Source organism: Agrobacterium sp. LR_9, from assembly GCF_041954855.1.
Lineage (GTDB): Bacteria > Pseudomonadota > Alphaproteobacteria > Rhizobiales > Rhizobiaceae > Agrobacterium > Agrobacterium leguminum.
The window spans coordinates 116,468-136,482 of the sequence record NZ_JAVAYA010000008.1; the positions used below are offsets into that span (position 1 = coordinate 116,468).

20 protein-coding genes are annotated in these 20,015 nt (G+C 60.2%); 2 read left to right on the forward strand and 18 right to left on the reverse strand.

The genetic code is table 11. The features are described 5' to 3' along the window. The 7 genes from RAC79_RS11955 to RAC79_RS11985 form a co-directional block, all read right to left on the reverse strand. Positions 1-1,734 carry a M14 family metallopeptidase gene (locus RAC79_RS11955; RefSeq protein WP_374997039.1) on the reverse strand — a complete coding sequence of 578 codons (1,734 nt, stop codon included), beginning with the start codon at positions 1,732-1,734 and terminating at the stop codon, positions 1-3. Positions 1,735-1,738: 4 nt separating this feature from the next. Beyond that, positions 1,739-2,587 (reverse strand): ABC transporter permease, encoded by an 849-nt coding sequence (locus RAC79_RS11960; RefSeq protein WP_374997040.1) that lies wholly within the window; start codon positions 2,585-2,587, stop codon positions 1,739-1,741. Between the two features lie 6 nt (positions 2,588-2,593). After that, positions 2,594-3,517, reverse strand: coding sequence for an ABC transporter permease (locus RAC79_RS11965; RefSeq protein WP_065655348.1), 924 nt, complete (start codon positions 3,515-3,517; stop codon positions 2,594-2,596). 75 nt (positions 3,518-3,592) lie between these two features. Continuing rightward, positions 3,593-5,128 carry an ABC transporter substrate-binding protein gene (locus tag RAC79_RS11970; RefSeq protein ID WP_374997041.1) on the reverse strand — a complete coding sequence of 512 codons (1,536 nt, stop codon included), beginning with the start codon at positions 5,126-5,128 and terminating at the stop codon, positions 3,593-3,595. 41 nt (positions 5,129-5,169) lie between these two features. Beyond that, entirely contained in the window at positions 5,170-6,990 is a 1,821-nt protein-coding gene (locus RAC79_RS11975; protein WP_374997042.1) for an ABC transporter ATP-binding protein, read from the reverse strand. Continuing rightward, positions 6,987-7,157 (reverse strand): hypothetical protein, encoded by a 171-nt coding sequence (locus RAC79_RS11980; protein WP_158080270.1) that lies wholly within the window; start codon positions 7,155-7,157, stop codon positions 6,987-6,989. The genes RAC79_RS11975 and RAC79_RS11980 overlap by 4 nt, the downstream gene beginning before the upstream one ends. 476 nt (positions 7,158-7,633) lie before the next feature. Further along, complete coding sequence (locus RAC79_RS11985) at positions 7,634-9,535, reverse strand: bifunctional sugar phosphate isomerase/epimerase/4-hydroxyphenylpyruvate dioxygenase family protein (protein ID WP_065655382.1); 1,902 nt, start codon at positions 9,533-9,535, stop codon at positions 7,634-7,636. A gap of 124 nt (positions 9,536-9,659) precedes the next feature. Between RAC79_RS11985 and RAC79_RS11990 the strand changes: the two genes are divergently transcribed. Next, the gene (locus RAC79_RS11990; RefSeq protein WP_080857931.1) at positions 9,660-10,352 is read left to right on the forward strand and encodes a TetR family transcriptional regulator; all 693 of its coding nucleotides are present in this window, start codon (positions 9,660-9,662) and stop codon (positions 10,350-10,352) included. Here RAC79_RS11990 and aroQ read toward each other — a convergent pair. The 11 genes from aroQ to pcaD all read right to left on the reverse strand — a co-directional run bounded on the left by aroQ (position 10,327) and on the right by pcaD (position 18,917). Continuing rightward, entirely contained in the window at positions 10,327-10,770 is a 444-nt protein-coding gene (aroQ, locus tag RAC79_RS11995) for a type II 3-dehydroquinate dehydratase (protein ID WP_065655344.1), read from the reverse strand. The two genes, RAC79_RS11990 and aroQ, sit on opposite strands and share 26 nt — an antisense overlap. After that, entirely contained in the window at positions 10,767-11,636 is an 870-nt protein-coding gene (locus RAC79_RS12000; RefSeq protein ID WP_374997043.1) for a shikimate dehydrogenase, read from the reverse strand. The genes aroQ and RAC79_RS12000 overlap by 4 nt, the downstream gene beginning before the upstream one ends. A 72-nt stretch (positions 11,637-11,708) precedes the next feature. Next, complete coding sequence (locus tag RAC79_RS12005) at positions 11,709-12,467, reverse strand: amino acid ABC transporter ATP-binding protein (RefSeq protein ID WP_374997044.1); 759 nt, start codon at positions 12,465-12,467, stop codon at positions 11,709-11,711. A 202-nt stretch (positions 12,468-12,669) separates the two neighbouring features. Further along, a complete protein-coding gene (locus RAC79_RS12010) occupies positions 12,670-13,509 on the reverse strand; it encodes a transporter substrate-binding domain-containing protein (RefSeq protein ID WP_063946986.1) in 840 nt (279 codons plus the stop codon). A 40-nt stretch (positions 13,510-13,549) separates the two neighbouring features. Continuing rightward, a complete protein-coding gene (locus RAC79_RS12015; RefSeq protein WP_374997045.1) occupies positions 13,550-14,200 on the reverse strand; it encodes an amino acid ABC transporter permease in 651 nt (216 codons plus the stop codon). A gap of 10 nt (positions 14,201-14,210) precedes the next feature. Continuing rightward, positions 14,211-14,879 (reverse strand): amino acid ABC transporter permease, encoded by a 669-nt coding sequence (locus RAC79_RS12020; protein ID WP_144576432.1) that lies wholly within the window; start codon positions 14,877-14,879, stop codon positions 14,211-14,213. A 363-nt stretch (positions 14,880-15,242) separates the two neighbouring features. After that, entirely contained in the window at positions 15,243-16,304 is a 1,062-nt protein-coding gene (locus RAC79_RS12025; RefSeq protein ID WP_374997046.1) for a 3-carboxy-cis,cis-muconate cycloisomerase, read from the reverse strand. A 32-nt stretch (positions 16,305-16,336) separates the two neighbouring features. Then, entirely contained in the window at positions 16,337-16,957 is a 621-nt protein-coding gene (pcaG, locus tag RAC79_RS12030; protein ID WP_374997047.1) for a protocatechuate 3,4-dioxygenase subunit alpha, read from the reverse strand. Positions 16,958-16,959: 2 nt separating this feature from the next. After that, on the reverse strand, positions 16,960-17,700 hold the full coding sequence (pcaH, locus tag RAC79_RS12035) for a protocatechuate 3,4-dioxygenase subunit beta (protein WP_006316548.1): 741 nt from the start codon (positions 17,698-17,700) through the stop codon (positions 16,960-16,962). Next, positions 17,697-18,116 (reverse strand): 4-carboxymuconolactone decarboxylase, encoded by a 420-nt coding sequence (gene pcaC / locus RAC79_RS12040; protein ID WP_374997048.1) that lies wholly within the window; start codon positions 18,114-18,116, stop codon positions 17,697-17,699. The genes pcaH and pcaC overlap by 4 nt, the downstream gene beginning before the upstream one ends. 3 nt (positions 18,117-18,119) lie before the next feature. After that, entirely contained in the window at positions 18,120-18,917 is a 798-nt protein-coding gene (gene pcaD, locus RAC79_RS12045) for a 3-oxoadipate enol-lactonase (protein WP_374997049.1), read from the reverse strand. A 94-nt stretch (positions 18,918-19,011) separates the two neighbouring features. Here pcaD and pcaQ point away from each other — a divergent pair, with 94 nt between their 5' ends. Then, the gene (gene pcaQ, locus RAC79_RS12050; RefSeq protein WP_374997050.1) at positions 19,012-19,953 is read left to right on the forward strand and encodes a pca operon transcription factor PcaQ; all 942 of its coding nucleotides are present in this window, start codon (positions 19,012-19,014) and stop codon (positions 19,951-19,953) included. Positions 19,954-20,015 lie beyond the last annotated feature (62 nt).

Below are 20,015 nucleotides of genomic sequence, written 5' to 3' on the forward strand. Positions count from 1 at the left end.
TCAGGCCACTTCCCCGACGAGAATCTCCTGCCAGGCATCATAGGCGGAGAGAACCGTTTCCATCTGTGCGGTGTGGCCGGTGATGAAGTCGTTGCCGTAGATCGTCTCGTCCGGATATTCGGTGATCAGCGTCATCGGCACGGTGTGGCGATCGTCGACGGAGGACAGGCACGGGAAGCCGTTGATGATGCGGAAACCGGTTTCGCCGGCGTGGATTTCATAAAGCGCGATCTGGCGGTTATTGTAATCGAGCAGGCCGGGAATGGCGCCGAGATGGCGGGTTACCCGGTCGAGCAGGGCTTCGGCCTGCCTTTCCCAGTCCGCATGGTGGCGGATGATGAGGAAGAAACCCTTGGGCAGCGTCCACATGGCGAAATTGCGCGGGACATAACCGGAAAGCGGCCGGGTCCATTCGTGGGATGGATAACCGTGCAGGTTCACATGCAGGCTGGCGCCGCTCATCTCCTGCGCCCTGAAACGGATTGCCTTCTCGTTGAGATGGACGCCCGAATTCTCCCGCGTGCGATATTCGAGATCGTCGCCGAGCGCCGTGTAACGCGCCGCGTGATGCATGTGGCGCGGATTGTCGGCTCTCAGCCGTTGATGCAGGGCGTAACCGTCCGGATTTTCCAGCGGCGAAATGGTGAAATGTGCGCCCCTGCGCTCGGCAAGTTTACGGGCAGCGCGGATCGCGCCGACGATGCCTGTGGTCTCGTTGGGATGCTGGCCGCCGCTGATCATCACGGCGGCATCGCTGCCGGCGACATAACGGGCGGCAAGAATACGGCCGGAACGGGAATGGGCCTCGAAGGCTTCGCCGCCGATCTCTTCAAGCAGTTTTGCGAGCTGGCCTGCAGCAACCGGTTCGCTGGCCGTATCGATCTGCTGTTCACGGCCATCGAGAAAGGCGGTGGTGAGCGTGCGCGCCTCGATGCGGACGGAGACTTCGCCTTCGCTTTTGACAATTTCCGGCACGATCTGGCCGGGCTTCAGGCCCCGGTCACCCAGCGGCCGGCCGGACTTCTTCTGGAACAATTCCAGGAGCGAGAAATAGAAATCCTCATGCAGGGCTTCGCGCAGGCTGACGACCTCATCGCCGAGGGCAAGTGGCAGATCTTTGGCCGGATGCGCGACGCGGATGTTCAGTTCCTCGAAATAGGGCTCTTCATCGCCCCAGCCATGGTTGGCGACGGCATGGATCGCCGCTTCGAAAAGCCGTTCGTAATCCGTCTCCAGCCGCTCACCCACAGCATCGCCGGCAAGCCGGAACCAGCCCGTGGGTGAAACATTGGTTTCGCCGACGATATCGGTGTGCACCCGGTTTGGCGCCAGAATCTTCAGGGTTTCACTCTTGCCGTTGCGGCTCAGAGTAACATCATAATGGAAGGCGTCGTCTTTTCTGGCGACGAAATCGATCTTCGCATCGCCCACCAGAGCCGCCAGCGGATAGGCTTCCAGCCGGAAACGATTGGCGGGGGCGTTCGCGTGCACCGGGTAACGCACCTCTATGGTATCGACGCCATCCAGATTGATCTCTTCCATAAAGGTGAAGAGAAGCGGTTTGTAGGCGCTGCGGATGCGGGCGCTGACGCCTTTTTTCTTCAGCCGGTTTTCGGCTTCGCGGCGGCTTTTGGCATCATCGAAGCTCCATGCCTCGAAGGACTGGCCGGGTTCGGCATTGGCGAGAAGCGCATCCAGCGTGCGTTCGAAAGTCTGGTCGAAAATCTGGCTCATCTGATTACCTCGAGGTTCTGCCGGTGGGGTCGAGGCTATCGCGCAGCCAGTCGCCGAGAAGGTTGAGGCCAAGCACCGTCAGAAGGATGGCAAGACCCGGGAAGACGCTGACCCACCATGCGGTCTGCAGATAGGTCCGTCCATCCGCCAGCATGCCGCCCCAGCTCGGAATGGTCGGATCGACGCCGAGGCCGAGGAAGGTGAGGCTGCTTTCAAGCAGGATGTTGTTGGCGACATTGAGCGTCATCAGCACGATGACCGGGCCGATAAGGTTCGGCAGCAGGTGCTGAAGAATGATGCGCCAGTCCTTCACGCCGATGGCGCGGGCGGAAAGGATGAACTCCCGCTCCCGCAGCGTCAGCACCGAGCCGCGAACGAGGCGGGCATATTGCACCCATTGCGAGACGATCAGGAGGATGATGGTGTTGGTGAGGCTGCCGCCGACAATGGCGATGAAGGTGATGGCGAGCAGAATGAAGGGCATGGCGAGCTGGATATCGGCAAAGCGCATGACCAGCATATCCCAGAAGCCGCGATAATAACCCGCCACCAGTCCGACCGCGACGCCGAAGATGACCGCGCCGATAACCGAGGTGAAACCGACAAGCAGCGAAATCTTGCCGCCGGCGACGACACGGGCGAGCACGTCACGACCCAGCGGATCGGTGCCGAGCGGATGGGCGGCATTGGCAAAGGGCTTGGAAAGGCGCGCCATCAGGTCGATCTTGTCCGCGCCGCCCGGAAACAGCACATCGGAAAAGACGACGGCAAGGCAGATGACCACGGTGAGGAACGCGCCGAGGACGAATTCGAGATTGGTGAAGCGCGCGAGACGCGAGGTTTTGGCAGCCATCGTCACTTACTCCGTGCGGATGCGCGGATCGACAAGCCCATAGGCGATATCGACCAGAAGGTTGATGCCGACGATCATCAGCGACAGCACGGTGATGACGGCCTGAAGCACGGGATAGTCACGCGCGCCGACCGCATCGAAAGCCAGCGTGCCGAGGCCCGGCCAGTTGAAGACGCGTTCGATGACGACGATGCCGCCGAGCAGCCCACCAAATTGCAGGCCGAAATAGGTGATGAGCGGAATGGCGCAGTTGCGCAGCGCGTGTTTGTAGAGAACCTTGTTTTCGCTGAGGCCCTTGGCGCGCGCCACCATGACATATTGCGAGCGCAGCGTATCGAGCATGGCTGTGCGCACCAGACGCACATTGGTGGCGGTGAGGATGACACCCATGGTGACGGCGGGCATGATGTAGCTGGCAAAGCCACCCATGCCGCTTGGCGGCAGCCAGCCGAGCGTGATGGAGAACAACAGCACCAGCATGGTGGCCAGCCAGAAATTCGGGAAAGACAGGCCGATGAGCGAGAAGATGCGGATCACCTGATCGGCCGTCTTGCCGCGCGAGGTCGCCGCCTTGATGCCGAGCGGAATGGAAAGCGCAATCGACACCGCCATGGAGATGAAGGCGAGAAGCAGCGTTGCGGGCAGGGCATCGGCAATGAGGCGCGAGACCGGCGTGCTGCCGGTGAAACTGCGGCCGAAATCGAGCGTCACGAGGCCCTTCAGGAAGCTGAAATATTGCACGAAGAACGGCCGGTCGGTGCCGAGCGCCGCACGGATGCGCGCCAGATCATCTTCCGTCATGCTGCCGCCGCCCTGGAACATGGTGACGGCGGGGTCACCCGTCAGGCGGATGGCGAAAGAAACGAGAAGGGTGATGGCTATGACGACAAAAATCGCCTGCAGCAATCGCTTGATGAGGAAACCGGCCACGTTTTTTACCTTGAAGAGAAGTTCTGCCTTGCCCGCGCGTGGCGGGCAAGGCGACTTATGAGAGGATTAACCAGCTTATTCGACGGTGACGTCGGTCAGCTTCAGGCGGTTGTCCGGCGGTGCGACGAAACCCTTGACCCGCTTGTTGATGCCGTAAATGGCATTGGTGTTGTAAAGCGGGATTTCCAGCGCGCGTTCGGCGGTATAGCTGCCGATTTCCTTGAGGATCTTTTCGCGCGCGGCACGGTCGGTCAGCGGACGCTGGGATTCCAGCAGCTTGTCCAGCTTCTCGTCCTTGTCATAGGGGTTCCACTTTTCACCCGAGTGATACATGGAATAGGCCGTGTTGTCGTAATCGAAGGTCCAGCCGCCCCATTTCTGCTGGAACATCGCGCCGGTCTTGCCCTGCGGTATGATGTCGTTCAGCAGCACGTTGGTTTCGTAAGGCTTGATGGTGGCGGTGATGCCGACCATGGAGAGGTAGCTGGAAATAACCTGCGCCACCTCGTTCATCGTTGCGTCATTGCCGCGGATATCGATCTGGAGCGCCGCACCCGGCTTGACGCCGGCTTCCGCGAGAAGCTTCTTGGCGCCTTCCGGATCGTAGGGCAGCGGTTTCAGATCGGCGTCATAGCCGAAGGAAAGCGCACTCTGGAAGCTGGCGATTTCGGAAGCCTGACCGGCGAGGATCGACTTGACGATCGTACCGCGGTCGACCGCCATGATGATGGCCTTGCGCACCTTCGGATCGGCAGTGATGCCGTCACGGGTGTTGAAGCGCAGCGCATCCACCGTCGGGCCGGGAACGCTGACGATCTGAAGCTTGGAATCGCCTTCGATGACCGGGATCATGCCAATCGGGATGGTGGGCGGAATGACGAGATCGACGCGGCCTGCCTGCAATTCGGCAACGGCGGTCGCCGGCTCGGCGATGAAGCGGTATTCAAGCTCGGAAAGCTTCGGTGCACCACCCCAGTAATCCGGGTTGGCTTCCAGCTTGATGTTGGTCTTCGGTGCGTAGGAAACGAATTTGAACGCGCCGGTGCCGACGGGGTTGAGGTTGAAATTGTCCTCGCCCTTTTCCTGAATGTACTTCGGCGGAACGATCATGCCGCCATAACCGGCAAGCTTGGTCAGCAGCACCGGATCGGGCGCCTTCAGCTTCATGTCGACGGTGTAATCGTCGATGACATCGACGCTTTCGATGGCGACGTAGTTGGAACGCTGCGGGCCCTTGGCACCCTGTTCGCCGAGAAGGCGCTCGAAGGTGAACTTGACGGCGGCGGCGTTGAAGGGCTCGCCATTGTGGAACTTGACGTTCTGGCGCAGCTTGAAACGGATGCGCTTGCCCTCATCCAGCTCTTCCCAGGATTCGGCAAGGCCTGGCACAACCTTCAGGTCCGGGCCACGATAGGTCAGGCCATCGAAGATGTTGGTGGCGACAGCCGCCCATTGCACGAGGAAGGTGTCGATTGGATCCCAGCTGCCCGGATCCTGCGGGCTGGAAATGGTCATCTTGCCGGCGGCGAGAGCCGGTGCGGCGGTAAAGGCCGTGGCGGCCATGGCAAGCGCGACGAACGTTGTCGTCATCCCCTTCTTGATTATTGTCATCTACCTGTTCCTCTTCAGATGGTTGTGGTTCTGGTTGTTATTCAGGCGCTCTTCGCGATGAAGTGGCCCGGATTGATTTCCTCATGGGCGAGAATGGCCGGCTCATCGCCGACACGGCGCACGGGATTGGGTATTTCTCCTTCGATCATCGCGATGCGGCGCTCGATGGTCGGATCGGCCACCGGCACGGCCGAAAGCAGGCGGCGGGTGTAATCATGCGTCGGGGTTTCGAAGACCTGGCGGCGGCTGCCCATTTCCATGATCTGGCCAAGATAAAGCACGGCGACGCGGTGGCTCATCTTTTCCACCACCGCCATGTCATGGCTGATGAAGAGATAGGCGAGCCCGCGTTCGGCCTGCAAATCCATGAACAGATTGATGATCTGCGCCTGAATGGAGACGTCGAGCGCCGACAGCGCCTCGTCTGCAATGATAAGCTTCGGATCGGAAGCGAGCGCACGGGCAATGCAGACACGCTGGCGCTGGCCGCCGGAGAACTCGTGCGGATACCGCGCGGCGTGCTCGGAGGAGAGGCCCACACGCTCCAGCAATTCATCCACCCGCCGCTTTACGGCCTTCTGATCATTGATCAAACCGTGGGTGTTGATCGGCTCGGCAATCGAAAAACCGACCGTCTTGCGCGGATCGAGCGAGGCAAAGGGATCCTGGAAGATATATTGCACTTCCTGGCGCATGCGGAAACGCTCCGCCGCCGACATCTGCGAATAGCTGCGACCATTGAAGGCAATTTCGCCCGAGATGGCCGTCTGCAATTGCTGGATGGTGCGGCCGATGGTGGATTTGCCGGAACCGGATTCGCCCACCAGCGCCAGCGTCTCGCCGGCGTGAATATCGAAACTCACCTTCTGCACGGCGCTGAGGCGGTGCGTCGCCTTGCCGAACAGGTTCTTGCGGATATCGAAACGCACGAACAGGTCCTTGACCGACAAAAGCGGCTTCGCGTCATATCTCGCGGTGTTTTGCACGCGCTCTTCGCCGACCACGACCGGCTGGCCGTCCTGCAACACGGTGAGCGGCAGGCGCTTGGGAAACTCTTCGCCTTCCATGCTGCCGAGGCGCGGAACGGCGGACAGCAGGGCGCGCGTGTAAGGGTGCTGCGGGTTGGCGAAGATATCCTTCACCGGACCTTCCTCGACTTTCTTGCCCTTCCACATGACGACGACGTCATCGGCCATTTCCGCCACCACGCCCATGTCATGGGTGATGAAGACCATGCCCATGCCGAGCTTCTTTTGCAGGTCGCGCATGATGTTGAGGATCTGCGCCTGAATGGTCACGTCGAGCGCCGTTGTCGGTTCGTCTGCAATGAGAAGCTTCGGCCGACAGGCGAGCGCCATGGCGATCATCACGCGCTGGCGCATGCCGCCGGAAAGCTGGTGCGGATACCGCTTCAGAAGCTCGGCGGCATCGGGCAGGCGCACCATTTCGAGCAGCGTCTGTGCTTCTGCCATCGCTGCCTGCTTGCTCATCTTCTCATGCAGGACAAGCACTTCGCAGATCTGGTCGCCGATGGTGAAGACCGGGTTGAGCGAGGTCATCGGCTCCTGGAAGATCATGGCGATCTCCTTGCCGCGGATCGCGCGCATCTCTTTCTGAGACGCCTTCAGCAAGTCCTTGCCTTCAAACAGGATTTTGCCGGTGGGGTAGGTCGCGCCCATCATGTCGGCAAGGCGCATGGTGGAAAGCGAGGTGACCGATTTTCCCGAACCGGATTCGCCGACGACCGCGACAGTGCGGCCCGGCTCGACGCTGAAGGAGATATCGTCCACGACGCGGCTATTGCCGAACTCGACGCTCAGGCCTTCGACCGAGAGGAGGGCGTTTGCGGGTGCGGCAGTCATGTCAGCGTCTCCGGCGTGGCCTGCGCGGCAAAGCTGGCGCGGCCATGTGAAAATGAGGAAGGGGCAAATGTCTCGGGCAGGCGCGTGCTGGGCGACGCCACGGGCAGGGACGGGGATTTCGCGAAGAACTGCATGTCTTCAGGCCGCTTTGCCAGCGGAACGCGCATTGGCCGTCGCCCGCGGACACGGCACATTCGATGTCACCGAAGCGCCGCAGGCAACCTCATCGGTACCGGCCGGATGATTTGCGTCGGCCGCAGATTCGACGATGCGCATGTAACTCTAATTCCCCACCCTTGTTTTGCCGAAAAAGCTAACAAAACCGAACAATCATGTCCAGAGTGTTGAACAATTTTTGTGTACTGCTCTACAAATACGCAATGTGCATTTTAATTTGGCGCGGATTCGTCCGGGATGGGACCAAACAGCGAGCAGTGGTTCGTTGCACTCACCTCCCTCATCTCTGTGCTTGTCACAGAGATCCAGTCAGCCCAAGTCCTTCGGTTGAAAAGATTCTTCCCGCCGCGCAGACGCGCATCGGCTGGATCCCTGTGACAAGCACAGGGATGAGGAGGGGGAGGGTGGCGGCAGGCTGAAAGGAGCACCCTCTTAGCTCAATGCCACCCGGTTTCCATGCAGGCTGTTATTCCTTCGGCATGCCGACCGGCGGCGCAAGCCGTCTTTGTGCGGCAATGCGGAAGGGAGCGTTCATTGCGCCATAACCGCCATAGGCTCCGCGCCTTTCGATGATTTCGAAGAAGAAACCCTCGCCGAAGGTGCGGCTGTAGATCTGGAAATATTCGCCATTGTCGTCGCGGTCATAAAGAATGCTCGCGGCTCGGAGCGCATCGGAAAACTCCGGCTCCAGCCCGAAACGGGCTTCCAGATCGTCGTAATAATTGCGCGAGATCGGCAGGGCGTGGAAACCCCGCGCCTGCAGGGCTTTGGCTGTGGCGAAGATATCGTCGGTGGCAAACGCGATGTGCTGGATGCTGGTGCCGAAGCCCTCGGCCAGAAATTTGCCGGCGAAAGTCTTGCGATTGTCCGCACCGTTCATGGTCAGACGGAAATGCGGCGAGGGCACGCTTTCAATCGCCTGGCTGCGCACCAGCCCGCCCGGATCGACCACATCGACCATCGGCGTGCGCCGCGTCGCAAACAGCGAGGTGTAGAATAAAAGCCAGGTCAGCATTTCATCATAATGCGTTGTTTGCGCAAGATGATCGATCCGCCTGAGGCCGGCGTCGCCTTCCGGCGTTCGGCCTTCCGTCGGCACGAATTCATTGTCCCAGATGGAAGAAAGCTCTGGTGAACCGTCAAGGAAATAGATGACGCCGTTGCCCACGCCCTGAATGGCGGGAACGGCGACCTCGCCTGACTTACGCGGCTCGGCGAAGGTGGGCGCGCCGAGCGCTTCGGCCCGTGCCAGCGCTGCTGCGGCATCATCCACCTTCAGCCCGAAGGCATAAGCATTGGTGCCATGGATGGAATAGGAGGCTCCCGCGAAACTGTCGCCACCATCGCTGGTATTGATGACGATGCGAATATCGCCCTGCGTATAAAGATCGACATCGCGGTTGCGGTGCCGGGCGGTGTTTTCAAAGCCGAGCGTGGCGAGAAGGGCTTCCAGATTAGGCTTTTCTTCCGGTGCCGTGGTGAATTCGACGAACTCCACTCCTTGCGTCTCCACCCGTTCCGGCATGGCGGGCACATCGATGCGGATGTCGGGTTCGAGACGGCGCACCTGGTCCATCAGGTTGATGAGCGAGCGGTGGCCGTCTTCGGCCAGCAGCCGTGCCGAGCCGCCGCGGAACTGGTCGTTGAAGATTTCGAGCGATAGCGGGCCGCTATAGCCGGTTGCCGCCACGGCGCGCATGAAATCCACCACCGGCAGATCGCCTTCGCCCGGCATGTTGCGGAAGTGGCGGCTCCAGTAGAGCAGGTCCATGTCGATCAGCGGCGCATCGGCAAGCTGCACGATGAAAATCTTGTCGCCGGGAATGGAGCGGATCGAATTGGGATCGATCTTGCGCGACAGCGTGTGGAAACTATCGAGGATGATGCCGACATTGGCGTGATCGGCGCGGCGCACCACCTCCCAGGCATCGCGGTGATCGCTGATATGGCGGCCCCAGGCCAGCGCCTCGTAACCGACGCGCACGCCATGTTTTGCCGCAAGCTCGCCTAGCTGATGGAAATCGGCGGCGGCGCGGTCGATGCCGCCGAGCGAGACCGGCGAGACATTCGAGCAGATCAGCATCAGGTCGGTGCCGAGTTCGCCCATGATGTCGAATTTGCGCTGAGCGCGCTCGAAGGCGCGGGCACGGTGGGGTTCCGGCATGCCCTCGAAGTCGCGAAAGGGCTGGAAGAGGGTAATCTCAAGGCCGTGATCGGCGGCTAGCGCCTTCACCTCGCGCGGCGAAGCATCGTAGGTCAGGAAATCGTTTTCAAAAATCTCAACGCCCGAAAAGCCTGCCTTGGCAATCGCCGCCAGTTTTTCGGGGAATTCGCCACTGATCGATACGGTTGCAATGGATGTGCGCATTGGCATGCCGTGTCCTGCTGTGTCATAGCTCGCCATATTGCCTTCCTTTTCAGCCTTATGTACTGATTGGTTAATAATACGGGCGTGGGCGGTAACCGCAAGCCCAAGGGTGGATTGATCGACCATGACGAAAACCGCGACCTCCAAAGGCACAGCAGAAACTCGCCCGGCGAAAAGAGACCCGGAGGGTGTGCGGCGCGATATTCTGTCCGTGGCTATGGAGGAATTTTCGCAAAACGGTCTGTCGGGAGCGCGGATCGACGAGATCGCCGCGCGCACGCGCACGTCCAAGCGCATGATCTATTATTACTTCACCGACAAGGAGAGCCTTTATCAGCATGTGCTCGAAGAGGCATATGCCAAGGTACGCGGTGGGGAAAGCGATCTGGGCCTGGATGATCTGGAGCCTGTGGCGGCACTCGAGAAGCTCTGTCGGTTCACTTTCGATCACCACCGGCGTAACCCGGCCTTCATCCGAATGGTGATGATCGAGAATATTCACCACGGGCGGCACATGCAGTCTTCCGGGACGATACGCGAGTTGAACCGCACCGCCATCGAGGCGCTGGAGAGCGTGCTGGTGCGCGGCCAGCAGAGCGGCATCTTTCGGCAGGGCATCGACGCCTTGGAATTGCACTGGCAGATCAGCGCCCTGTCGTTTTTCAACGTCTCTAATGTCGCGACGTTCTCGTTTATCTTTGGCGACAGCCTGTTTACCGATGAAGGTCAGGAGACCTTGTCGCAGCACGCCAGCGACATGGTGCTGCGTTATGTGCTGGCGCCCGCCCATCTCACGAAGATCGTGAAAGACGCTTGATAAGGTGGCTGAGAGCCACCTCGTATCCTTCGATACCCAACCCAGCGATCACGCCCTCTGCACGGGGCGAAATGTAGGAGTGGTGCCGGAAGGCCTCGCGCTTGTGAATGTTCGAGATGTGCACCTCGATGACGGGAGCCTCGAAGGTATTCAAGGCATCGAGGATCGCCACAGACGTGTGTGTGAACGCGCCGGGATTGATGACGATGCCCGCGGACTTGCCGCGGGCTTCATGGATCCAGTCGATGATCTCATATTCCCGGTTGCTCTGGGCAAAAAACAGTGTGTGCCCGGCAGCGTCGGCAATGGCGCGGCAGTTTGCTTCGACGTCGGCAAGCGTTTCATAACCATAGATTTCCGGCTGGCGCTGGCCAAGCAGGTTGAGATTGGGACCGTTGAGGACCGTGAAGAGGCTCATGCGACGCCCTCCGCCATACAAAGCTCGGTGAAATGCGCCGTCATGCGCCCGGCATCCGGCTCGCGGCCGCAAAACAGCCGGAAGGCTCCAACGGCCTGGAACACGGTCATGCCGCCGCCTGGCAAGGTGCGGCAACCCTTCTGGGCCGCGGTGGCCAAAAGCTCTGTCACAAGCGGCATGTAGACAATGTCGGCCACCCAGTGTCGCTGTTCGATCAGATCGGCGGCAACAGGCATGCCGGGATGGGCGGGCATGCCCATCGGGGTGGCGTGGATCAGGCCATCTGCATAGGGCAGGGACGCAGCCGGGTCCTTCACCGCAAAGGCGCGGTCCTCACCAAAACGGCCGTTGAGGTCCTGCGCCAGGCGTTCTGCCCTTGCCATATCCCGATCAAAAACATCGAGACGGGCAATGTCGAGCTTCAGCGCCGCGTGTGCGACGGCCACCCCGGCGCCACCCGCGCCGACCAACAGTGCCCGATCCCGTTTTGCATCCGGCAGGCCACGGACGAAGCTTTCGTGAAAGCCATACCAGTCCGTATTATGGCCGATCCGTCGCCCATCGCGAAAAACCACCGTATTAACCGCGCCCAGCATCCGGGCGTCGTCCGACAGTTCATGCAGATGCGGGATGACCGCCTGCTTGAACGGATGGGTAATGTTGGTGCCGGCAAACCCGCGTACTTCGAGCTCGGAAAGAAGCTCCGGAAGCGCCGTTTCCGGCAGCTTGCGGGCGGTGACATCCACCAGCTCATAGGAATAATCGAGGCCGTGCGCCGCCCCTTCGCGCATGTGCAGCGCGGGCGATTTGGAAAGCTGTATATCGGCGCCAATCAGGCCGACCTTGAAGGATGTTTTCTCTGTCATGATCACGTGTCGCTCATCGGACGGTGTGGGAGAGGCGGGATTATCCCCGCCTGTCTTAAGAGCGCGCGAACCTCAGTGGTGGGCGAGAATTTCGCCGAGGAACGTGCGCGTGCGCTGGTGCTTGGGATCGCGGAAGAATTCCTCCGGCGGGCCTTCCTCGATGATCTCGCCGTCCGACATGAAGATCACCCGGTCGGCCACCTGCCGTGCAAAGCCCATTTCATGGGTCACGCAGATCATCGTCATGCCGTCGCGGGCAAGACCGATCATGGTGTCGAGCACTTCCTTGACCATTTCCGGGTCGAGCGCCGAGGTCGGCTCATCGAACAGCATTGCCTTCGGCTCCATGCACAGCGCCCGGGCGATGGCCGCACGCTGCTGCTGGCCGCCGGAAAGCTGGGCCGGGTACTTGTCTGCCTGGTTGAGAATGCGCACGCGCTCCAGATATTTGCGCGCCGTCGCTTCCGCATCGGCTTTCGACAGGCCCTTCACCCGCATGGGCGCGAGCGTGCAGTTTTCCATGATGGTCTTGTGCGGGAAGAGATTGAAGCTCTGGAACACCATGCCCACTTCGCGGCGAACCGCATCGATGGCGCGGCTGGAATCCGACAGCGTCGTTCCCTCGACCGTGATCTTGCCCTCCTGGATTTCCTCCAGATGGTTGATACAGCGGATGAGCGTGGATTTGCCCGAACCGGACGGCCCGCAAAGAACGATTTTTTCGCCCTTGCGAACCGTCATGTCGACGTTTTTAAGCGCGTGGAAGGCCCCGTACCACTTTCCAACCCCTTCAAGGGCGATCAGCGGAGCCTGTTCGGCAGATTGCGGCATGGAACGTTCCTTCATGCTTTGCAGGAGTTTCAGTTGACGATGCAGGGGACGTCTTCTTCAAATGTTCTGGCACTTGCACCCGCAGGCGTCAGGATTGGCAGCAAGCTGCCAATCCGACGGCAAGCGCATTACGCATGCTGTCTTTCGTCTGAAGATTCCCATCGGTTTCCCGATATTTCGATCTTGCACCGCGGGTGAAGGGTCACTTCACGGTGAACGGGATATCAGGCAGGCTTTCCGGGAATGCAGGCACTTCGCGCTTCATCCACTTGTCGTAGATCTTGGCGAGCTGGCCATCCGACTTGATCTTGTCGAGGAAGGCGTTGATGGTTTCGTTCCAGTCTTTCTCACCCGGGCGGGTGCCGGCGCCATTGTAAAGCGTCGTCAGGTCGAACTTCGATTCGTATTTTCCATCAGCAGCCTTGTTCAGGCGGTCACCGTAGAACTGGTTGCCGCCGACGACTTCAACCTGACCGGAAATCAGCGCCTGGATATTGGCGGCGTCATCGTCAAAACGCAGAATATTGGCCTTGGAGCCGGCGCCGGCGGTGATAGCCGTATCCATGGCGCTCGACTTCGGAACGCCGACGGCAACGCCGGTCAGATCGTCGTAACCAGCAATCTTCTTGTCCTTGGGACCATAGACGGAGAGCACGTTACCGGCATAGGGCTTGGAATACTGGATGGTCTTGGCGCGTTCTGCGGTCATGCCCATGGTTGCGAAGAGGACATCGACCTTGCCGGTCAGCAGTGCCGGAATGCGGTTGGCGACAGCGAGCGGTACGAACTCAACCTTCACGCCAAGATAGTCGGCGAAAGCCTTGCCGATATCGGCATCGAGACCGTCCTGAACGCCGCTGGAATTGACGAAGCCCCACGGCGAATTGTCGCCCTGAATGCCGATGACGACCTTGCCCTTGGCCTTGGCTTCTTCCACGGTGCCGGCAAAGGCATCGACCGGCGCCACGAAAGGCAGGGCGACCGTTGCCGCCGCGAGTGCGAGCATCGCACGACGTGAGAATTTCATAGTGGTGGTTTTCATCTTTTGCTCCTCCTTACAAAGCTGATGAGATGATTTTTGATTAGCGGGACGCGGCCTGCAGCCGCTTTTCAACACCGGCGCCCCACAGGGAAAGCGGCCAGCAGATCAGGAAATAGATGATGCCGACGATGGCAAAGACGGTGAGGGGGCGGAACGTCTGGTTGGAGACGATCTGGCCCGCGCGGGAGAGCTCCACGAAGCCGACAATGGCAGCAAGCGATGTGCCCTTGATGAGCTGCACCAGGAAACCAATGGTGGCTGGCAGCGAAATCTTGAAGGCCTGCGGCAGCACCACGTCTTTCATTCGAGACATATAATGAAGACCGAGCGCGTTGGCGGCCTCCGTCTGACCCTTTGGCACCGCCTGGATGCCGCCGCGCCAGATTTCACCCAGAAACGCGCTGGCATGCAGGGTGAAGGCGATGGCCACCGCGACCCACGCATCCACATTGAGGCCAGCAAGCGCCACGCCGTAATAGACGACGAAGAGCTGCATCAAAAGCGGCGTGCCTTGGAACACGGCGATGAACGCAGCGCTTGCCCGCTGGACCGTCGGCCTGTCGGCCACACGGGCAAGCGCCACGCAAAGACCGAAGATGCCGCCGCCGATGAAACCGATGAGGGTCAGCGCAAGGGTCCATTTGAGACCCTGCATGAGGAAGAAGAGTTCGTTGGGGCCGATGGATGCCATTGTCTTCTCCTCACTTGACCGGATAGCTGAAGGATGTGCGTGAGATGAGTGCGAAAATGCCCATCATCAGCGAGGAAATGATCAGATAAAGTAGCGTGATCGAGAAATAGACTTCAAAGGACCGGAACGTATCCGCCTCGATTTTCTGAGCGACCGAGGTAAGTTCATAGGCGGCAATCGAGGTGCAGACCGACGTGGTCAGCGTCAGCATGATGAACTGGCTTGTGAGCGAGGGATACACGGCCCTGAGAGCCGGTTTCAGGATGATATGGCGGAAGATCTGCGCGCGATGAAGACCCAGCGCAAGGCCTGCCTCCACCTGGCCCTTTGGGATGGAATCGACGCCACCTCGAATGATTTCAATCGCATAGGCGCCGCCGTTCAGGGCAAGCGCTATGATCGCCGTGGCCGTCGGGTTAAGTTTGACACCGATCTGCGGCAGGGCGAAGAAGATGAAGAAAATCTGCACCAGAAACGGCGTGTTGCGGATGACTTCGACAAAACCGATGACGAGCCCGCGCAGCAGCTTAAAGCGGGAACGGCGGGCGACGACGCCCAGAACGCCAATGACGGTAGCAAGCGACATGCCGGCAATCGCCAGGCCGATTGTCGCCAGACAGGCCAAAAGCAGCTCGGGCAGACGCTCGATGACCGCCGAAAAATCGAGACTGTAAGACATTCTTCCTCCAACCCATCCGGGCTCGGACAGGCAATTTTCCTGTCCGTACTGCTTCGACGACCTTTTTCGCGTCGAAGCCCTCCACCCGGTTCTGCTCATCCCGGAACTCTCATTCCTCGTCCGGGTATGGGCTTGTTAATAATGTTTGTACCAGTTAGTTCATTTTGGTGTCAAGTCGTGCATGCGATGAAAAAGCAGTCCTGGAACCGTTTTTCAAATACTATTGATCGGCAAATAAGTCGTTTATTATCAATAACTAAAGTGGCGTACTTCCACTTGCTCGTTGCCACGAGCCTGAACTGCGATCGAGCAGCGGCTCGCCGCCTAAACTTCACCTTAAAGAGCAGGCCAAAGTAGTTCCGGCTAGTCTTTGCTCGTCCCCAGCTTGTCTATCTGCGCCGCCAGACGATCGGCTATCAACAGCGAAGTGCCGGTCGCCGTCACCATCTGCGGGAGCGATAGCCATTCCAGCATCCAGCTTGCCCCGGAGCGTTCCTGTTCATGCACAAGCGACTGGTGCAGTGCGGAGATTTGCACGGCGTTAAAGCGGGCGAGCGCTACCAGTGTCTCGGCATTGACGGGGTTTTGCTTGTGCGGCATGGCCGAAGAACCGCCGCCGCCGGAGAGACGGATCTCTGTGCCGAGTTCGGCCATCAGCGCAATATCCTGCCCGAACTTGCCAAGTGAGCCTGTCACGAGCGAGAGAATATTGCCGAATTCGGCGATGCCGTCGCGCTGGCTCTGCCATTGCTGTCTGTCGGCAAGGCCCAGCCGTTTTGCAAGGTCGGCGCGCACTGTTCCGGCATTGTCGCCGAGCTTTTCCAGCGTACCGGCGGCGCCGCCGAATTGCAGGGCAAAATCGCTCTGCGCGAAGGTTTCGAGTCTGAGCAGGTGGCGCTCAAGCGGCGCGATCCAGCTTGTCGCGCGCTCGGCCACCGTGATGCCGATGGCGGCCTGCATGCGGGTATAACCCGTCAAGGGGTTGTGGCCATCGCGGGAGGCCAGGTCGCCCAGGGTGTCAATGAGGTGGCCGAGCCGGGCAGCGATGATTTCGACCGCAGCCTTCAACCGGAGCATCAGGCTGGTATCGATGACATCCTGGCTGGTTGCGCCGAAATGAACCTTGTCCGCCGCCTTGGCGGCGACGGCTGCCCGCATCTGCCGCACGAGTTCAGGCACCACCACGCCGTCTTTCGCGACGCCATGACGAAGGGCGGTCATATCGGCGGCGAAGTCAGAAAGCCCCGAGACGATTGCCTCCGCCACATCCTCGGAGATGATGCCAGTCTCCGCTTGCGCCTGCGACAGAGCCGTCTCGAAACGGACCATGGCGTCAATATCAGCCCTTGCCGAGAACAGTTCGACGATTTCGCTATCGCCGAAAAGGCCTGACAGGAACGGATGCTCGAAGGGGGAAAGGCTCATCGTCCGGCTCGCTTTCTTTTGCGCGATATGCGTCAGATATCGAAAAACACGGTTTCGCCTTCACCCTGAAGGCGGATATCGAAACGATACACGTTGCCTTCCTCTTTTTTGGCGACGAGCGTGGCGATGCGGCTTTTCTGCTCGATGCGGGCGAGAACGGGATCGGCGGCATTCGCCTCCTGTTCTTCCGGGAAATACATGCGGGTCTGCAGGCCAATGTTGATGCCACGCGCGACGATCCAGAAGGTGATGTGCGGCGCCATCGGCCGGCCATCGCGGAACGGCACCGAGCCGGGCTTGATGGTCTCGAAGACGAATTCGCCGGTATCCATGTCTCCGGGCGAGCGCCCCCAGCCGATGAAGTTCGGGTCGGCCTTGCCGCGCGTTTCGCTTGGGCTGTTGTAATAACCGTCGGTATCGGCCTGCCAGATTTCGATCAGCGCATCCTTCAATGCCATTCCGGCGCCATCATAAACCGTCCCGCGCACGCTGATGCGTTCGCCGCGGGCCTTGTCGTTATAAAGGGGACCGGAACCGAGATCCTTTTCGAACACGCCTTCGATGCCGACAAAATTGGGTGTGCAGCCGATATGCACATAGGGGCCTGCCGTCTGCGAGGCGGTTTCCTTGAAATAGTTGAGCGGCTGAACCATGGTCAGTTGCCCTCCATGCGGTTTTCGAAAAGGGTGGAGCGGCGGCCGCGCAGCACGATATCGAACTTGTAAGCCAACATGTCCATCGGCAGTGTGGCATTCATATCCAGCGGTGCGATCAACCGCTTGATGGCATCCTCATCCGGGATGGTCTTGACGATCGGACATTTCCAGATCAGCGGATCGCCTTCGAAATACATCTGGGTAATCAGCCGCTGGGCGAAACCATGGCCGAAGACCGAGAAATGGATGTGGGCCGGCCGCCAGTCATTGACGCCGTTGGGCCAGGGATATGCGCCTGGCTGGATGGTCTTGAACCAGTAATAACCGTTCTCATCCGTGATGGTGCGGCCGACGCCGCCGAAATTTGGATCAATGGCGGCGAGATAGCTTTCCTTTTTGTGGCGGTAACGACCGCCGGCATTGGCCTGCCAGAACTCCACCAGCGCGCCATCGACGCCGCGGCCACGCTCGTCCAGCACTCGGCCGTGAACGAGAATACGTGGACCGATCGGCATTTCGCCGGGGCGGGCATAGTTGAGGATGAGGTCGTTATCCAGCGGGTTCAGCATGCCGTGGCCGAAGACCGGTCCGGTGATCTCGCTCTTGGTGCCCTCAAGCGAAATCAGTGCCCGCTGCGGCGAGCGCAGGATCGAGGTCTTGTAGCCGGGCGCATAGGCCAGCGGGTGAATATCGCGGTTGCGTGCGAAGAACGGTCCCGTTTCGGGCGGCTGGTTGCTCATTTCGTCTCCTCCTCACTGGAACTATCAGCTTTCATACCCGCCAGAGCAAGCTTGGCAATCTTGAAAGCATGGTTGGAAGCGGGCACGCCGGCATAGATCGCCACATGCATCAGCGCCTCGCGAATATCCGCTTCCGTGGCGCCGGTATTGAGGGTGGCGCGCACATGCATGGCAAGCTCCTCATCCTGCCCCAGTGCCGCCAGCAGGGCGATGGTGACGATCGAGCGCTCACGCTTCGTGAAGTGGGTTCCGGACCAGACCGTGCCCCATGCCCCTTCGGTGATAAGCTGCTGGAAGGGCTGGTCGAAAGCCGTCGTCAAGGTTTGCGCGCGGTCGACATGGGCGTCACCCAGCACCGAGCGGCGGGTTTTCATGCCCTGTTCGAAACGTTCGTTCTTGTTGATATGGTCCGCCATCGGTCAGTGCTCCGGCAAGGTCTTCAGAAAAATGCCAACTGCCTGCGTGTAGGCAAGCGGCTGTTCAAGGCAGGGGATGTGGCCGCAGCCGGCGACGGTGTGGAAGCGGCTCGCGGGGATGAGAGCCGCCAGCGATTGCACCAGTTCCGGTGGGGTCGAGCCGTCCTGATCGCCCGCAACACAAAGCGTCGGCACGGCGATGCGGCCTGCCTCTTCGGTGAAATCCGCGTCACGAATGGCAGCACAGGTGCCGCTGTAACCGGCCTCGGGCTGCTGGGAAAGCATGTTGCAGGCACCGGCATAGGCGGCATTGTCCCGACGGCGGAAGGCGGGCGTGAACCAGCGCTCCATGACGGGATCCACCAGCGAGGCAAGGCCATCGGCGGCGATCTTGTGGACGCGGGCATTCCACATTTCGGCTGTGCCGATCTTATGCGCGGTATTGCTGAGCACCAATGCGCGTACGAGATCCGGCCGGCGCGCATAAAGGCCCTGCGCAATGAGACCGCCGACCGACAATCCCCAGATGACGGCGTTTTTGACGCCAAGATGATCGAGGAGCGCAATCAGGTCGCCGGCATGATCGTCTATCGAATAGGGGGCACGCCCGACATCGGAAAGCCCATGACCGCGCTTGTCGTGCAGGACGTAAGCATAGTCGTCGCCCAGTACCTCGATGACCGCATCCCAGATGCGGAAATCCGTACCGAGCGAGTTGATGAAGGCGATGACTGGTTTGCCGCTGTCCAATCCCTTGACGCGATAATGGATCACAGTCTCGCCGCAGCGCAGAAAATGCATGGCATGCTCCTCCTGCGAATGATATTGCAAGCCCGTTCCGGTTAAGTAAAATGACATTATCGATGAAAATCATAACCTGTGGATTATACGATCGATGGTCGATCAGCGTATCAAGTTCCGGCACCTGCAGACTTTCGTGGAGGTGGCGCGGCAAAAAAGCGTCATCCGCGCTGCGGAAATCCTGCATGTCAGCCAGCCGGCGGTGACGAAGACCATCCGCGAGCTTGAAGAGATTCTCGGCGTTTCCCTGTTTGACCGGGAAGGACGTGGCATTCGCATCAGCCGCTATGGCGAGGTGTTCCTGCGTCACGCCGGCGCGACGATGACGGCGCTGCGCCAGGCGGTCGATTCGGTGTCACAGGAGGCGGCGCGCGCCGGCCCGCCGGTGCGGGTAGGGGCTTTGCCTACGGTGTCGGTCCGTATTATGCCGAAGGCGATGTCCGGTTTTCTGGCGGAAAAGACCGGCAGCCCGGTGAAGATCGTGACGGGCGAGAACGCCGTTCTGCTGGAGCAACTGCGTGTCGGCGATCTCGATCTCGTCGTCGGACGTCTGGCGGCGCCGCAGAAGATGGCCGGGTTTTCGTTCGAGCATCTCTATTCGGAAAGGGTGCGCTTCGTGGTGCGGGCCGGCCACCCGCTTCTCTCACCCGGTGTTTCGGTGTTCGACCATCTGCATGAATATCCGGTGCTGATGCCGACAAGACAATCCGTCATCGGCCCCGTCGTCGAGCAGTTCCTGATCGCCAACGGCGTTCCGGCCCTGCCGATCCGCATCGAAACCGTGTCCGACGCCTTCGGCCGCGCTTTCCTGCGCACCAGCGATGCGATCTGGATCATCTCGGAGGGCGTCGTGGCGGCGGATGTGGCCGACGGCATTCTGGCCATCCTGCCGGTCGAAACCGGCGATACCAGCGGTCCGGTGGGGCTGACGGTCCGGGCCGATACGCAGCCCTCGCTGCCGCTGTCGCTGCTGATGCAGGCTATTCGCGAGGCGGCGGGCGAGTTGCTGGATGGTCGGGCGGAGGCCGGTTCTTGAGATGAGGGTGGGGGTCGGAAAAGTCTGAGAACCTCTCCTCCGTCATTCCGGCCTTGAGCCGG

Excerpts from the sequence above, each read along its gene's own strand:
- RAC79_RS11980 (WP_158080270.1), bottom strand. The coding sequence starts at position 7,157 with ATGCGCGTTCCGCTGGCAAAGCGGCCTGAAGACATGCAGTTCTTCGCG.
- RAC79_RS11970 (WP_374997041.1), bottom strand. The coding sequence starts at position 5,128 with ATGACAATAATCAAGAAGGGGATGACGACAACGTTCGTCGCGCTTGCC.
- RAC79_RS11955 (WP_374997039.1), bottom strand. The coding sequence starts at position 1,734 with ATGAGCCAGATTTTCGACCAGACTTTCGAACGCACGCTGGATGCGCTT.
- RAC79_RS11985 (WP_065655382.1), bottom strand. The coding sequence starts at position 9,535 with ATGCGCACATCCATTGCAACCGTATCGATCAGTGGCGAATTCCCCGAA.
- RAC79_RS12010 (WP_063946986.1), bottom strand. The coding sequence starts at position 13,509 with ATGAAAACCACCACTATGAAATTCTCACGTCGTGCGATGCTCGCACTC.
- RAC79_RS12000 (WP_374997043.1), bottom strand. The coding sequence starts at position 11,636 with ATGACAGAGAAAACATCCTTCAAGGTCGGCCTGATTGGCGCCGATATA.
- RAC79_RS12025 (WP_374997046.1), bottom strand. The coding sequence starts at position 16,304 with ATGAGCCTTTCCCCCTTCGAGCATCCGTTCCTGTCAGGCCTTTTCGGC.
- aroQ (WP_065655344.1), bottom strand. The coding sequence starts at position 10,770 with ATGAGCCTCTTCACGGTCCTCAACGGTCCCAATCTCAACCTGCTTGGC.
- RAC79_RS12020 (WP_144576432.1), bottom strand. The coding sequence starts at position 14,879 with ATGTCTTACAGTCTCGATTTTTCGGCGGTCATCGAGCGTCTGCCCGAG.
- pcaC (WP_374997048.1), bottom strand. The coding sequence starts at position 18,116 with ATGGCGGACCATATCAACAAGAACGAACGTTTCGAACAGGGCATGAAA.
- RAC79_RS11975 (WP_374997042.1), bottom strand. The coding sequence starts at position 6,990 with ATGACTGCCGCACCCGCAAACGCCCTCCTCTCGGTCGAAGGCCTGAGC.
- RAC79_RS12005 (WP_374997044.1), bottom strand. The coding sequence starts at position 12,467 with ATGCCGCAATCTGCCGAACAGGCTCCGCTGATCGCCCTTGAAGGGGTT.
- pcaD (WP_374997049.1), bottom strand. The coding sequence starts at position 18,917 with ATGCATTTTCTGCGCTGCGGCGAGACTGTGATCCATTATCGCGTCAAG.
- RAC79_RS12015 (WP_374997045.1), bottom strand. The coding sequence starts at position 14,200 with ATGGCATCCATCGGCCCCAACGAACTCTTCTTCCTCATGCAGGGTCTC.
- pcaQ (WP_374997050.1), top strand. The coding sequence starts at position 19,012 with ATGGTCGATCAGCGTATCAAGTTCCGGCACCTGCAGACTTTCGTGGAG.
- pcaG (WP_374997047.1), bottom strand. The coding sequence starts at position 16,957 with ATGGTTCAGCCGCTCAACTATTTCAAGGAAACCGCCTCGCAGACGGCA.
- pcaH (WP_006316548.1), bottom strand. The coding sequence starts at position 17,700 with ATGAGCAACCAGCCGCCCGAAACGGGACCGTTCTTCGCACGCAACCGC.
- RAC79_RS11990 (WP_080857931.1), top strand. The coding sequence starts at position 9,660 with ATGACGAAAACCGCGACCTCCAAAGGCACAGCAGAAACTCGCCCGGCG.
- RAC79_RS11960 (WP_374997040.1), bottom strand. The coding sequence starts at position 2,587 with ATGGCTGCCAAAACCTCGCGTCTCGCGCGCTTCACCAATCTCGAATTC.